This is a genomic window from Acidovorax sp. FJL06 (genome assembly GCF_003852545.1).
Taxonomy (GTDB): Bacteria; Pseudomonadota; Gammaproteobacteria; order Burkholderiales; family Burkholderiaceae_C; genus Acidovorax.
This window is the reverse complement of record NZ_QAJR01000035.1, coordinates 16,215-29,529: the sequence shown is the minus strand read 5'-3', so window position 1 is coordinate 29,529 and position 13,315 is coordinate 16,215. Positions and strand designations below refer to the sequence as shown.

The window sequence follows — 13,315 nt, the reverse complement described above, 5'->3', positions numbered from 1 at the left end:
CGGGCGCACACCCCGGCCTACGCCCTGAACCCAAGCATGCTTGTCAAACCAGCACGCCAAGGCTTCGACAGGCTCAGCCCGAACGGTTGGGGTGTGCGTCCCGGCTTCGACCAGCTCAGCCCGAACGGCCTGCGCCAACCACAAGCCTGACTCCAAAACCGCCCCTTTCACCTGCAGAACAGCCCACGCAGTCGCACATCAGAACAGCAAAGATATTTTTACAAAGCACTTGCTTGCTAAAAATAAATCGTTTTGCTATCGTGCCGCACATGGAATCCCCCGTTCGGCGCGCCCGCGCCACCGCTCCCTCCGTGCTTGTCCCCGCAACCCGCCCGCGCAAGGCGGCTGCGCCCAAGCCGCTGGCTGCCGAGGCAGCCGCTGCAGCCCCACAAGACCAACCCCGCCGCCCCCGCGGCCGCCCGCGCAAAACAGCGGAAGAACTGGACGACGGCAACCGCCGCCGCAAGCTCATGGACAGCGCCGCCAAGCTGTTTCTGGACAAGGGCTTTGCCGCCACCAGCACGCGCGACATCGCTGCTGCCGTGGGCATGCACAGCGGCTCGCCCTTCTATCACTTTGAAAGCAAAAGCGCCCTGCTGTTTGCCGTGATGAACGAAGGCATGGCCACTGCCGTGCAGAGCCAGCAGCAGGCGCTGGATGCGCTGGCGGCCGGCAAGCCCCAGGCCACCGCGCGCGAGCGCCTGCGGGTGCTGATCCGCCACCATTTCGAGGTGCTGCTTGGCCCCCACAGCGGGTTCATCCCGGTGATGCTGTACGAGTGGCGCTCGCTCACGCCCGCACAGCGCAAGAGCATTGCGCGCGTGAAGGACACCTACGAGGCCGCGTGGATGCCCACGCTGCAGGCGTTGGCAAGCCAGAAGGTGCTGCAGGCCGACCCGGCCGTCGCACGGCTGTTCATCTTTGGCGCGCTCAATTGGGCCGTGCAGTGGTATGCGCCCAAAAAGGGCAGGTCGCTCGATGAGCTGACCGAAGACGCCCTGCACCTTTTCATCCGAGGGGTCTGAACGATGGCGATGACGGCGAGTTCCTCCACCTACCAGTCGGTCTTTGCCCCGGGCCTGTTTGAGGGTCAGGTCGTCATCGTCACGGGCGGGGGCTCGGGCATCGGCCGCTGCACGGCGCATGAGCTGGCCCGCCTGGGTGCACAGGTGGTGCTGGTGGGCCGCAAGCCCGAGAAGCTGCAGGCCGTGGCCGATGAGATCACCTCCGATGGCGGCGCGGTGTCCTGGCATGTTTGCGACATCCGCTCCGAAGACGCGGTGGCCCTGCTGGTGCAGCAGGTGCTGGCCGCGCAGGGGCGCATGGATGGCCTGGTGAACAACGCGGGCGGCCAGTTCATGTCGCCGCTCGAATCCATCAGCGCCAAAGGCTGGGAGGCGGTGCTCCACACCAACCTCACTGGCGGCTTTTTGGTGGCGCGCGAGTGCTACCGGCAGTGGATGGCATCGAATGGCGGCTCCATCGTCAACATCGTGGCCGACATGTGGGGCTCCATGCCGGGCATGGGGCACAGCGGCGCGGCGCGCGCGGGCATGGTGAGCTTCACCGAAACCGCCGCGCTTGAATGGGCCTGCAGCGGTGTGCGCGTGAACGCCGTGGCGCCGGGCTACATCGCATCAAGCGGCATGGACAACTACCCGCCCGCCGCCGCCCACATGCTGCGTGCCATGCCGCAGACGGTGCCGCTCGGCCGCTTTGGCAGCGAGGCCGAGGTGTCGGCGGCCATCGTGTTTCTGCTCAGCCCGGCCGCCGGTTTCATCAGCGGCAGCACGCTGCGTGTAGACGGTGCGCGGCCGCAGGTGCGCATGGGCTGGCCGCTGCGCGTGCCCGACGCCGCCATCCAGCAGCGTGCCGCTGTGCGGCCTTATGCCGGTTTTCACCGCGCGCAGGTGCCGCGCGTTTTTACGTCCGCCGAACCTGCTGTGCGTGCGCCCAAGGACTCCGAATGACCACCGCCTTTGCTTCGCGCTTCAACCCCGGCGCACCCGATGCGCACAAGCGCCGCACCGCATTGGCCGCGCGCCTGGAGGCGCTGCGCGCGCTGGAAGACCGCGCCGCCGCCGCATCGGCTCGCTCGCGCCCCCAGTTTGAAAAACGCGGCCAGCTGCTGCCGCGCCAGCGCGTGGCCCTGTTGCTGGATGCCGGCGCGCCCTGGTTGCCGCTGTGCACCCTGGCGGGTTACCTGCAGGACGTGAAGAACCCGGAGCAGTCCGTGCCAGGCGGCGGCATGATCGCGGGCATCGGCCTGGTCAGCGGCGTGCGCTGCATGGTGGTGGCCAACGACTCCGGCATCGAGGCCGGAGCCATCCAGCCCATGGGCCTCGAAAAGATCCTGCGCGTGCAGGAGATCGCGCTGCGCGAGCGCCTGCCCTTCATCCACCTGGTCGAAAGCGCGGGCGCCAACCTTATGCGCTACCGGGTCGAAGGCTTTGTGCAGGGCGGCGCCTTGTTCCGCAACCTTGCGCGGCTGTCGGCGGCGGGCATTCCGGTCATCACCGTGCAGCACGGCTCGGGCACCGCAGGCGGCGCCTACATGCCCGGGCTGTCGGACGTGGTCATCATGGTGCAGGGCCGCTCGCGCGCCTTTCTGGCCGGGCCGCCGTTGCTCAAGGCCGCCACGGGCGAGGTGGCGACCGAGGAGGAACTGGGCGGCGCAGAGATGCACACCGCCGTTTCGGGCCTGGGCGAATACCTGGCGCTGGACGACCGCGAGGCCATCGGCATGGCGCGCGACGTGATCGCCAGCACCGACTGGGCGGTGGCCCAAGGTGGTGTTGCTGCGGCTTCAGCGGTGCAGCCCACGCTGCCGGCCGATGATTTGCTCGCGCTCATGCCCGACGACCTGCGCCAGCCTGTGGACATGCGCGAGGTGATCGCGCGGCTGGTGGATGGCTCGGAGCTGCTCGAATTCAAGGCCCGCTACGGCGCGGCCACGCTGTGCGCACAGGGCCGCATCCAGGGCCATGCCGTGGGCTTCATTAGCAACAACGGGCCCATCGACGTGGCGGGCGCCAACAAGGCCACGCACTTCATCCAGTGGATGTGCCAGCTCGGCCACCCCATCATTTATCTGCAGAACACCACGGGCTACATGGTGGGCAAAGACAGTGAGCAGGGCGGCATGATCAAGCACGGCAGCAAGATGATCCAGGCCGTGACCAACGCCACCGTGCCGCAGATCACCATCCAGTGCGGCGCGAGCTTTGGCGCCGGCAACTACGGCATGTGCGGGCGGGGCTACGCGCCGCGCTTTCTGTTCAGCTGGCCAGGCGCCAAGACGGCGGTGATGGGCGGCGAGCAGGCCGCGCGCACCATGCAGATGGTGACCGAGGCCGCGCTGGTGCGCAAAGGCATCACGCCCGACCCGGCCGAATCCCAAGCCCAGTTCGACAAGATCGTGGCCATGTTCGAGGCCCAGGCGGATGCGTTCTACACCAGCGGCTTGCTGCTGGACGATGGTGTGATCGACCCGCGCGACACGCGCGCCGTGCTGGCTTTTTGCCTGGACACGATTGCCGAGGGCGCTGCGCGCGAACTGCGGCCCATGCAGTTCGGCGTAGCGCGGATGTAGACCCAAAAAAACACAGGAGACAAACCCATGCATTTCACGCACGAGCACCGCGAGATCCAGAAGACCCTCCAGCGCTTCATCGACGAAGAGATCAACCCCCATGTGGACGAGTGGGAGGCGGCCGAGATCTTCCCCGCGCACGAGGTCTTCAAGAAGATGGGCAACCTGGGCCTCTTGGGCCTGTGCAAGCCCGAGGAATACGGCGGCGCGGGGCTGGACTATTCGTACAGCCTGGCCATGGCCGAGACGCTGGGCCACATCCACTGCGGCGGCGTGCCCATGGCCATCGGCGTGCAGACCGACATGTGCACCCCGGCGCTCGCGCGCTATGGCAGTGACGAACTCAAGCGCCAGTTTCTGGCCCCGGCCATCGCGGGCGACATGGTGGGCTGCATCGGCGTGAGCGAGCCTGCGGCGGGCAGCGATGTGTCGGGCATCAAGAGCGTGGCGCGCAAGGATGGCGACGACTACCTCATCACCGGCCAGAAGATGTGGATCACCAACAGTCTGCAGGCCGACTGGATGTGCATGCTGGTCAACACGGGCGAGGGCCCGGTGCACAAGAACAAAAGCCTGGTCATGGTGCCCATGCGCGAGAACGGCAAGCTGCGCCCCGGGATCGAGGTGGCGCAGAAGATCCGCAAAATCGGCATGCACAGCAGCGACACGGGCCTGATCTACTTCGACGAAGTCCGCGTGCCGCAGCGCTACCGCCTCGGTGCCGAGGGGCAGGGCTTCATCTACCAGATGCAGCAGTTTCAGGAAGAGCGCCTGTGGTGTGCCGCCAGCACGCTCGCATCGCTGACCAACTGCATCCAGTGGACCATCGACTACGCGCAGGAGCGCAAGCTGTTTGGCGCCACCATCGCCGACCAGCAATGGGTGCAGTTCAAGCTGGCCGAGCTCAAGACCGAGGTCGAGGCCCTGCGCGCACTCACCTACCGCGCGTGCGACCTGTATGTGAACGGGCAGGACGTGCTGGAGCTGGCCAGCATGGCCAAGCTCAAGGCCGGCCGTCTGAACCGTGAGGTGCCCGACACCTGCCTGCAGTTCTGGGGCGGCATGGGCTTCACGCTGGAGAACAAGGTCTCGCGCATGTACCGAGACGGGCGGCTGGCGTCGATTGGCGGCGGGGCAGACGAAGTGATGCTGGGTATCCTGTCCAAGCTGATGGGCATTGCAAAAACGCCGGTGCGCTGACCCCATGGCCGATGTGCTCTTGATCGAACGCGCACCGCTGGCCAGCGGCAGCGTGGAAACCTGGACGCTCCATGAGCCCGCCAGCCGCAATGCGCTATCGGAGTCGATGGTGGACGCCCTGCTGGCCGCGTGCGAGCGGGCTGTGACGGATACCGACCTGCGCGGCGTGGTGCTGCGTGGCGCGGGCGGGCACTTCTGCGCGGGCGGCAGCCTGGGCGGCTTTGCCAAGACCATTGGTCAGCCTTTGGCGGACGGAGAGGTCGACCCGCTGGTGCCCCTGAACCGCCGCTTTGGCGCGCTGCTGCAGGCGCTGTGTGCATTGCCGCAGTGGCTCATCGTGGTGGTGGAGGGCGCGGCCATGGGCGGCGGCTTGGGCCTGGTGTGCTGCGCCGACCATGTGCTGGCCCACGCCAATGCCCAGTTCGCCACGCCCGAGGTCACGCTCGGCATCGTGCCCGCGCAGATCGCGCCGTTTGTGGTGCACCGCCTCGGCCCCGCAGCGGCGCGGCGTTGTCTGCTGACCGGCGAGCGCTGGGATGCTGCGACAGCTCAACGCGCGGGGCTGGCCGATGAGGTGGTGACTGGCGACATGGAGGCTGCTGTGCAAGCCGCCATCGCACGCCGCGCCGCCACAGCGCCGCAGGCCGTGGCCGCCACCAAACGTTTGTTGCTGGCCCAGCCTGTGACGCCTTTGCCTGAGCTGCTGGACGAAGCAGCGATGGCTTTTGCGCAAGCGCTGCGCGGGCCCGAGGCGCCGCAAGGGCTGGCGGCGTTTGCTGCGCGCAAGGCGCCGCCGTGGAGTGCGAAGCCATGAAAAAGATACTGATTGCCAATCGCGGAGAAATCGCCCGCCGGGTGATCCACACCGCCCACCGCATGGGCATTGCAACGGTGGCGGTTTACTCCGACCCCGATGCCCACGCCCTGCATGTGCGCGAAGCCACCCAGGCCGTTGCGCTGGGCGGCGCCGCCAGCGCCGACACCTATCTGCGCACCGACAAGCTGCTGGCCGCAGCCCGCGCCACGGGCGCCGATGCGGTGCACCCCGGCTACGGCTTCCTCAGCGAGAGCGCCGACTTTGCCCAGGCGGTGGTCGATGCGGGCCTGGCCTGGATCGGCCCGCCGCCTGCCGCCATCCGCGCGCTGGGCAGCAAGGCGGGCGCCAAGGCGCTGGCTGCGGCGCACGGAGTGCCTTGCCTGCCCGGCTATGCGGGCGAAGATCAAAGCGACGAACGGTTTGTGCAGGAGGCCGCGCGCATCGGCTACCCCGCCATGGTCAAGGCCGTGGCGGGTGGTGGCGGGCGCGGCATGCGGCTCGTTACCGACCCCGCGCAGTTGCCTGCTGCGCTAGCCAGTGCCCGGTCCGAAGCGCTGGCCGGCTTTGGCTGTGGCGACCTGCTGATCGAACGCGCCCTGCTGCAGCCGCGCCATGTGGAGGTGCAGGTCTTTGCCGACGCCCACGGTGGGTGCATTCACCTGGGCGAGCGCGACTGCTCGGTGCAGCGCCGCCACCAGAAGATCATTGAAGAGTCCCCCAGCCCGGCCGTGGATGCCGCGCTGCGTGGGCGCATGGGCGCCTGTGCCGTGGCGCTGGCGCAGGCGGCTGGGTATGTCGGCGCGGGCACGGTGGAGTTCTTGCTGGATAGCAATGACTTCTACCTGATGGAGATGAACACCCGCCTGCAGGTGGAGCATCCGGTGACCGAAGCCCTGACCGGGCTAGACCTGGTGGAGTGGCAGATCCGCGTGGCGCGGGGCGAGCCGCTGCCCCTCACGCAATCGCAGGTGGTGCTGCAGGGCCACGCCATCGAGGTGCGCCTGTGCGCAGAAGACGCACACTTTCGTCCGCACACCGGCCGCGTGCTGCACTTCAGCGCACCGCCCGCCATGGCCTTTGAGCGTGCTGCCATGGGGGCCTTGCGTTTTGACCATGCGCTGGAAGAGGGCGCCGAGGTTTCGCCCCACTACGACGCCCTGCTGGGCAAGCTCATCGTGCACGCCCCCACACGGGCCGAGGCCATGGCCACCCTGGTGCGCGCGCTGCAGGGCACGCGCGTGCTGGGCCTGCCCACCAACCGTGCGTTTCTGGCGGCCTGCCTGCAGCACCCGGTGTTTGCCAGCGGGCAGGCGCTGGTGCCGTTTCTGGCAGAGCACGCGGAAGGGCTTCAAGATTTGCTATTGAATCAGGAGCTGCTTGCGCTTGTTTCATCTGCGCTAGAGGCCATTTTTGCTTCAAACCCCGCACCCAGCCTGCCCTGCGCGCTGGCCCGCCCCCTGCGGCTGCGCCACCAAGGCCAGGTGCATGCCGTGGCCGTGCGCGAGCTGGGCGGTGGGCGGCTGCAGGTGGAGCGCACCGGCGCCGAGCCTGCCACCACCACGCTGCAGCTGCCCCAGCGCGGCGTGCACTGCGTCCCCGTGGGCCGCCTGCGCTGGCATTGGCAGGCGGGCGGTGTGGATGGCTGGGTGGAAGACGCATCCTGGGAGCCCGCAGCGCGCGCTGGCGCGGCAGGCGCCGCCACCGAATTGCGCGCGCCCTTCAACGGCAAGGTGGTCGCGCTGCCTGTGGCCGCAGGCCAGGCGCTGGCGGCGGGCGACACCGTGGTGGTCATCGAATCCATGAAGCTCGAACACAGCCTGGCCAGCCCCGTGGCCGCTATGGTGGTCGAGCTGCTGGTCGCGCCCGGCCAGCAGGTGGCGCCGGGCCAGGTGCTGGCCCGCTTTGCGCCCATTGCGTCCCTTGCGCAGGGAGCCGCCGCATGAGCACGCTGGCCTCTGCCGCCGACGAGGAGCGCACCGCGCTCACCGACACCGTCACCCGTTTTGCCCGCACCGAGATCGCGCCGCATGTGGGCGCGTGGGACGCCGCTGGTGAATTCCCCCGCAGCCTGTACCGCCGCGCGGCCGACCTGGGGCTGCTGGGCCTGGGCTACCCCGAGCAGTACGGCGGCACGCCTGCCAGCTACCAGCTGCGCCTGCCGCTGTGGCGCGCACTCAGCCGCCACGGCGCCAGCGGCGGTGTGCTGGCCAGCCTGCTGTCTCACAACATCGGCCTGCCGCCCGTGCTGGCGCATGGCAGCGACGCTGTGCGTGCCGAGGTCATCCCGCCCGTGCTGGCGGGCGAGCAGATTGCCGCGCTCGCCATCACCGAACCCGGTGGCGGGTCGGACGTGGCGCAGCTCAGGACCACCGCGCGGCGCGAGGGCGATGACTACATCGTCAATGGCGAAAAGGTGTTCATCACCTCGGGCATGCGCGCGGACTGGATCACCGTGGCTGTGCGCACCGGCGACGCGGGCAGCAAGGGCTCAGGTGGCATCTCCATGCTGCTCATCCCCGGTGCGAGCAGCGGCCTCTCGCGTACACGCCTCGACAAGATGGGCTGGCTCTGCTCTGACACCGCCCACTTGCGCTTCGACCACGTGCGCGTGCCCGCCCGCTACCTGCTGGGCGAAGAGGGTGCGGGCTTTCGCATCATCATGGCCAACTTCAATGGCGAGCGATTTGGCCTGGCCGCATCGGCCCTGGGCTTTGCCGAGGCTTGCTACGACGAGGCCCTGGCCTGGGCCCGCCAGCGCAAGACCTTTGGTGCCGCGCTGGTCGAGCACCAGGTCATCCGCCACAAGCTGGTGGACATGCAGATGCGCATCCAGTCCACCGCAGCGTGGTGCGAATCTGTGGCCGCGCAGGCCGATGCGGGCCACACCGGGTCGGAATGGGTGGCCAATGTCTGCCTGCTCAAGAACCACGCCACCCAAGCCATGCAGTTCTGCGCCGACCAGGCCGTGCAGATCCTGGGCGGTATGGGCTTCATGCGCGGCACCGTCAGCGAACGCATCTACCGCGAGGTCAAGGTCATGATGATCGGCGGCGGTGCGGAAGAAATCATGAAAGACCTGGCTGCGAAGCAGCTGGGCATTTGAAACGGTTGCTATGGGCCAAGAGCTCACCTCTACCCCCACCGTTCGGGCTGAGCTTGTCGCAGCCAGGACGCCGCATCTCCAAACCGTTCAGGCTGAGCCTGTCGAAGCCAGTGCCCCGCCTTCGACAAGCTCAGGCCGAACGGTCGGTGGAGTGCGAGGCCAGAGACACTATCGTTGATTGGAGACACGCACCATGATCAGTCATACAGCCACCGGCGCCGCCGACAAAGCCATCATCACCTGCGCCATCACCGGCGTGCTCACCGACCCCGGCCAGCACCACGTGCCCGTCACGCCAGCGCAACTGGCCCAGGAAGCCCGCCGCGCCTTTGACGCAGGTGCCGCCGTGGTCCACGTGCACTTTCGCAACCAGGAGCCCGGCAAGGGCCACCTGCCCAGCTGGGACCCGCAGGTCGCGCGCGACTGCGTGCAAGCCATGCGCGAGGCTTGCCCGGGTTTGATCATCAATCAAACCACCGGCGTGGTCGGCCCCCACTACCAGGGCCCGCTCGACTGCCTGCGCGCCACCCGCCCTGAGATGGCCGCATGCAACGCCGGCTCGCTCAACTACCTGAAGGTGCGCAGCAACGGCACCTGGGCCTGGCCGCCCATGCTGTTCGACAACCAGCCGGCCAAGGTCAAGGACTTCATCGATGTGATGCTGGAGACCGGCACGCTGCCCGAGTTCGAATGCTTTGACGTGGGCATCGTGCGCTGTGTGGAGATGTATGTGCAGACCGGCATGTACACCGGGCGCCTGCCCGAATACAACTTTGTGATGGGCGTCGAATCCGGCATGCCTGCCGACCCGGACCTGCTGCCCATCTTGCTCAAGCTCAAGATCAAGGACGCCCCCTGGCAAGCCACCGTCATCGGCCGCAGCGAAATCTGGCCCGTGCACCAGCGCGTGGCCGAGCTGGGCGGGCACCTTCGCACGGGGTTGGAGGACACGTTCTATCTGCCGGATGGGACCAAGGCGGATTCGAACGGGCCGTTGATCGAAAAGCTGGCAGAGTACGCGCGCAATGCAGGGCGGGAGGTGGCTTCGCCGCAGGAGGCGCGGGGGATGTTGGGGTTGAAGGAGCCAGCCAGCCCGGCGGTCATCTGATCCTCAACGTGTTGCGTCGCCAGCTGTCCGTAGCGGATCGACATCCTTGCAAATTGACCGCTGAGCGATCAATTTGCAAGGAGGAGGCTGCCTTCGGACTTCGCAGTGTTTTAGGTTTGAGTCAAATTCGAGTTGTGCGTTGTGGGGACAAGCGCTGACGGATAGAAAGGTGTGAATGCGCCCACGGGGATGGATTTGATGGCGTGCTGAAAAAGATAGCCCAACACTATTGCTGCACCAGAAGCTGGGATTGAAGGTTCAGCGAGTTGCCCGACAGATCGGTTAGCTGAAGTGAAATGAACGCTGTGCGCTCAGCAGCACTCCCACCAGATTGTGGAATGACAATGTTTACTGACCGCTGCTCCTTACCGCCGGGCGTAACGATTACGTCTGGAACATACGACTCAAAAGACTTGAAGCGTTTTGAAGAGCCGGCGCTGTTAACTTCTAGGTTGTAGCGGAGGACACGCTGCGTTGCGTTGGATACGCTCACGGGGACAGTGACCACATCGCCCTTTTTCGTTGGTGACCCCACAACTGCTGTTATGGAGCCAGCTTTGAAGTCCGAGTACAACCCAGGCTTATCGATCTCGAACCAGGGTACTTTCCACCCATGCAGTTCCTGCTCCTCCTTTTTCTCCGCCCGAGCAATTGCCGCTTTGGCTCCTGGATTCAGCAGCTCGAAGGCGTAGTCGATACCCAAAGACGCAGCGTAGAGTAGAGCCGGAACTAGGACAACAGCACCAACCAAACCGATTCGTTGCTGACCAGTTGGCGGAACCAGTTCTGGTTTTGCTACAACAACACCCTTTGTATCCTTGGACAAGCAAAGAACGATGTCTTCTTGTTTGAAGGTGCCGGATTCGACGAGCAAGAGAACGGTTATCTCGTCCGATGGCCCAATTCTTGGTGCACAAATTTTGTTTGTGCTCAGCTTGACGTCTTGGTTGTTCGAACCCAGAAGCTCATACCGAAGTGAGTGGTTCAGTGTGACTTCGACCGCCTCTTCGGTCTTGAATCCGCGATTGAAAACAGACACCTCAACCAGCTGTCCTCGTACGGCCACCTCTGAATGCAAGAAGAGTCGAGGAACCAACACAACCAATCTTGGACGACGTATCCACCCCAATAGACCAGCCAGCACTAGTCCGCCGATGAGCGTAGTTATTAGGGTTAATGGATTGAACTGCATGATCCCCGTGGGGTGTAGCGTTTCAAGTAATGTATAGGGATGGAGGCCACGCTGCGAGACTAACAGCGGGCCAAATAGCTTGAGCGTGCCCGATGGACTGATTCGTCGAGTTAGTAACTTGGTCTCAATGCTTCAACTGCTTTTCGTGCTTGCACATCCACCGCAAAAGCCTCCCCATACTTCGCCGCCATTTCATCCGCCCGCTTCAAGAACGCCTCCACGCCCGTTCCATAGATGAACTGCATCGCCCCCCCCGTCCACGCCGGAAACCCAATCCCAAAAATCGACCCGATGTTCGCGTCATGCACGCTGGTCAGCACGCCCTCGGCCAGGCAGCGCGCGGTCTCGATGGCCTGGCGGTAGAGCAGGCGGTCCTGGATCTCCTGCACGCTCCATTCCACGCCGGGTTTCTCGAACAAGCCCTTCAACTCCGGCCACAGGTGCTTCTTGGCGCCTGCGGGGTAGTCGTAAAACCCGCCACCACCCGCGCGGCCGGGGCGCTTCAGTTCCTTGACCATGCGCTCGACCAGCAGCTCGCCGGGCGTAGCGGTGTAGGTCTTGCCTTCGGCCGCATAGTCGGCCCGCGTCTGCTCCAGCACGTGGACGCTCAAGGTCAGCGCGGTTTCGTCCAGCACAGCCAGCGGCCCAACGGGCAGTCCTGCTTGCAGCGCAGCGTTTTCAATCGCAGCGGCGGGGATGCCTTCACCCAGCATGGCGGCGCCTTCCATCACGTAGGTGCCGAAGGTGCGGCTGGTGTAGAAGCCGCGCGCGTCGTTGACCACGATGGGTACCTTGCCCAGGGCCTGCACGTAGTCGAACGCGCGGGCCACGGTCTCGTCGTCGGTGGCCTTGCCGCGGATGATCTCCACCAGCTTCATCTTGTCCACGGGGCTGAAGAAGTGGATGCCGACAAACCTCTCGGGCCTGCTGCTGGCCGTGGCCAGGCCGCTGATGGGCAGGGTGGAGGTATTGCTGGCAAAGAAGCCGCCGGGTGCCAATTGCGGCTCGGCCTCTTGCGTGACTTTGGCTTTCAGGTCGCGACTTTCAAACACGGCTTCGATGATGAGGTCGCAGCCCGCCAGGTCGGCCGCACTGGCGGTGGGCGTGATGCGGGCCAGCAGCGCCTGCTGCGCCTCGGCCGTCATGCGGCCCTTGTCCACGCGGGCCTGGGTGAGCTTGGCGCTGTAGGCCTTGCCGGCCTCGGCCTTCTCCGCGCTCACGTCCTTGAGCACGGTGGCGATGCCCCGGCTGGCCTGGGCCCAGGCGATGCCCGCGCCCATCATGCCGGCGCCCAGGATGCCGACCTTTTGTGGCTTGTAGCGTGGGGCGGTGCCCGGGCGCGACTTGCCGCTCTTGATCGCGTTCATGTCGAAGAAGAACGTGTTGATCATGTTGCGCGCCACGGGGCCGGTCATCAGGCGGGCGAGGTAGCGGCTTTCGATGCGCAGGGCGGTGTCGTAGTCCACCATCGCGCCTTCGACCATGGCGGCCAGCGCGGCCTCGGGCGCGGGGTAGCGGCCGCGCGTGGTCTTCTTGAGCATGGCGGGCGCTACCGTCAGCGCGCCTGCAATCTTGGGGTTGGCGGGTGTGCCGCCGGGCATCTTGTAGTGCTTGTCGTCCCACGGCTGCACGGCGTGCGGGTGGGTGGCGATGTGGGCCAGGGCTGTGGGCAGCAGTTGCTCGCGTGTAGCCACCAGTTCATGCACCAGCTGCAGCTCCAGCGCCTCGGCGGGGTTGAAGAGCTTGCCTTCCAGGATGTAGGGCTGTGCACCCATCAGGCCCAGCAGGCGGGTCATCTTGGTCACACCGGTGGCGCCGGGCATCAGGCCCAGTGTGACCTCGGGCAGGCCGAACTGGATCTTGGGGTCGGCCACGGCGATGCGGTAGTGGGCGACCAGGGCCACCTCCCACCCGCCGCCCAGCGCGGCGCCGTTGAGGCAGGCCACCACCGGGATGCCCAGGGTTTCGAGCGTGCGGAAGTGCTTCTTCATGCGCTCAATTTCGCCAAACACGGCGGGCGCATCGGCGGGCGTGAGGCGCATGGTGGCCTTGAGGTCGGCCCCGGCAAAGAAGCTGGTCTTGGCGGATGTGAGCACGATGCCCTTGAGGGCCGTGCCCAGGCGTTCGCGGTCGCCCAGCACCTGGGCGGTGACCTCGCCCAGCTCTTGCTGCCACTGGCGGCACATGGTGTTGACGGGGGAGTTGGTTTCGTCAAACGTGATGACGGCGACCTGGCCTTCGGTGCCCTGGGCGGGGATGAGTTCGTAGCGGATGGTTTGCATGATGTTCTTGTCTCCTGCCCG

General features: G+C 66.2%; 10 protein-coding genes. 8 read left to right on the top strand and 2 right to left on the bottom strand.

What is annotated here, in order from left to right; all coding sequences use genetic code 11:
• Positions 1-269 precede the first annotated feature (269 nt).
• The 8 genes from DBV10_RS19160 to DBV10_RS19125 all read left to right on the top strand — a co-directional run bounded on the left by DBV10_RS19160 (position 270) and on the right by DBV10_RS19125 (position 9,820).
• Positions 270-1,025 carry a TetR/AcrR family transcriptional regulator gene (locus DBV10_RS19160; protein WP_124515195.1) on the top strand — a complete coding sequence of 252 codons (756 nt, stop codon included), beginning with the start codon at positions 270-272 and terminating at the stop codon, positions 1,023-1,025.
• Between the two features lie 9 nt (positions 1,026-1,034).
• Positions 1,035-1,970 carry an SDR family oxidoreductase gene (locus DBV10_RS19155; RefSeq protein ID WP_370451202.1) on the top strand — a complete coding sequence of 312 codons (936 nt, stop codon included), beginning with the start codon at positions 1,035-1,037 and terminating at the stop codon, positions 1,968-1,970.
• On the top strand, positions 1,967-3,592 hold the full coding sequence (locus DBV10_RS19150; RefSeq protein WP_124515193.1) for an acyl-CoA carboxylase subunit beta: 1,626 nt from the start codon (positions 1,967-1,969) through the stop codon (positions 3,590-3,592). Before DBV10_RS19155 ends, DBV10_RS19150 begins: the two co-directional genes overlap by 4 nt.
• A gap of 27 nt (positions 3,593-3,619) precedes the next feature.
• On the top strand, positions 3,620-4,792 hold the full coding sequence (locus DBV10_RS19145) for an acyl-CoA dehydrogenase family protein (protein WP_124515192.1): 1,173 nt from the start codon (positions 3,620-3,622) through the stop codon (positions 4,790-4,792).
• A 4-nt stretch (positions 4,793-4,796) separates the two neighbouring features.
• Positions 4,797-5,606 carry an enoyl-CoA hydratase/isomerase family protein gene (locus DBV10_RS19140; RefSeq protein ID WP_124515191.1) on the top strand — a complete coding sequence of 270 codons (810 nt, stop codon included), beginning with the start codon at positions 4,797-4,799 and terminating at the stop codon, positions 5,604-5,606.
• On the top strand, positions 5,603-7,552 hold the full coding sequence (locus tag DBV10_RS19135) for a biotin carboxylase N-terminal domain-containing protein (protein ID WP_124515190.1): 1,950 nt from the start codon (positions 5,603-5,605) through the stop codon (positions 7,550-7,552). The genes DBV10_RS19140 and DBV10_RS19135 overlap by 4 nt, the downstream gene beginning before the upstream one ends.
• Entirely contained in the window at positions 7,549-8,712 is a 1,164-nt protein-coding gene (locus tag DBV10_RS19130) for an acyl-CoA dehydrogenase family protein (RefSeq protein WP_124515189.1), read from the top strand. Before DBV10_RS19135 ends, DBV10_RS19130 begins: the two co-directional genes overlap by 4 nt.
• 193 nt (positions 8,713-8,905) lie before the next feature.
• Positions 8,906-9,820 carry a 3-keto-5-aminohexanoate cleavage protein gene (locus DBV10_RS19125; protein WP_124515188.1) on the top strand — a complete coding sequence of 305 codons (915 nt, stop codon included), beginning with the start codon at positions 8,906-8,908 and terminating at the stop codon, positions 9,818-9,820.
• Between the two features lie 226 nt (positions 9,821-10,046).
• On the opposite strand, the gene DBV10_RS19120 is transcribed toward DBV10_RS19125, so the two are convergent.
• Together DBV10_RS19120 and DBV10_RS19115 are read right to left on the bottom strand one after the other, a co-directional pair.
• A complete protein-coding gene (locus DBV10_RS19120) occupies positions 10,047-10,859 on the bottom strand; it encodes a hypothetical protein (protein ID WP_124515187.1) in 813 nt (270 codons plus the stop codon).
• Positions 10,860-11,122: 263 nt separating this feature from the next.
• Positions 11,123-13,294 (bottom strand): 3-hydroxyacyl-CoA dehydrogenase NAD-binding domain-containing protein, encoded by a 2,172-nt coding sequence (locus tag DBV10_RS19115; RefSeq protein ID WP_124515186.1) that lies wholly within the window; start codon positions 13,292-13,294, stop codon positions 11,123-11,125.
• Positions 13,295-13,315 lie beyond the last annotated feature (21 nt).

Bases quoted from the DNA above. Each gene is read 5' to 3' on its own strand.
- DBV10_RS19160 (WP_124515195.1), top strand. From the start codon at position 270: ATGGAATCCCCCGTTCGGCGCGCCCGCGCCACCGCTCCCTCCGTGCTT.
- DBV10_RS19130 (WP_124515189.1), top strand. From the start codon at position 7,549: ATGAGCACGCTGGCCTCTGCCGCCGACGAGGAGCGCACCGCGCTCACC.
- DBV10_RS19145 (WP_124515192.1), top strand. From the start codon at position 3,620: ATGCATTTCACGCACGAGCACCGCGAGATCCAGAAGACCCTCCAGCGC.
- DBV10_RS19135 (WP_124515190.1), top strand. From the start codon at position 5,603: ATGAAAAAGATACTGATTGCCAATCGCGGAGAAATCGCCCGCCGGGTG.
- DBV10_RS19150 (WP_124515193.1), top strand. From the start codon at position 1,967: ATGACCACCGCCTTTGCTTCGCGCTTCAACCCCGGCGCACCCGATGCG.
- DBV10_RS19155 (WP_370451202.1), top strand. From the start codon at position 1,035: ATGACGGCGAGTTCCTCCACCTACCAGTCGGTCTTTGCCCCGGGCCTG.
- DBV10_RS19140 (WP_124515191.1), top strand. From the start codon at position 4,797: ATGGCCGATGTGCTCTTGATCGAACGCGCACCGCTGGCCAGCGGCAGC.
- DBV10_RS19125 (WP_124515188.1), top strand. From the start codon at position 8,906: ATGATCAGTCATACAGCCACCGGCGCCGCCGACAAAGCCATCATCACC.
- DBV10_RS19115 (WP_124515186.1), bottom strand. From the start codon at position 13,294: ATGCAAACCATCCGCTACGAACTCATCCCCGCCCAGGGCACCGAAGGC.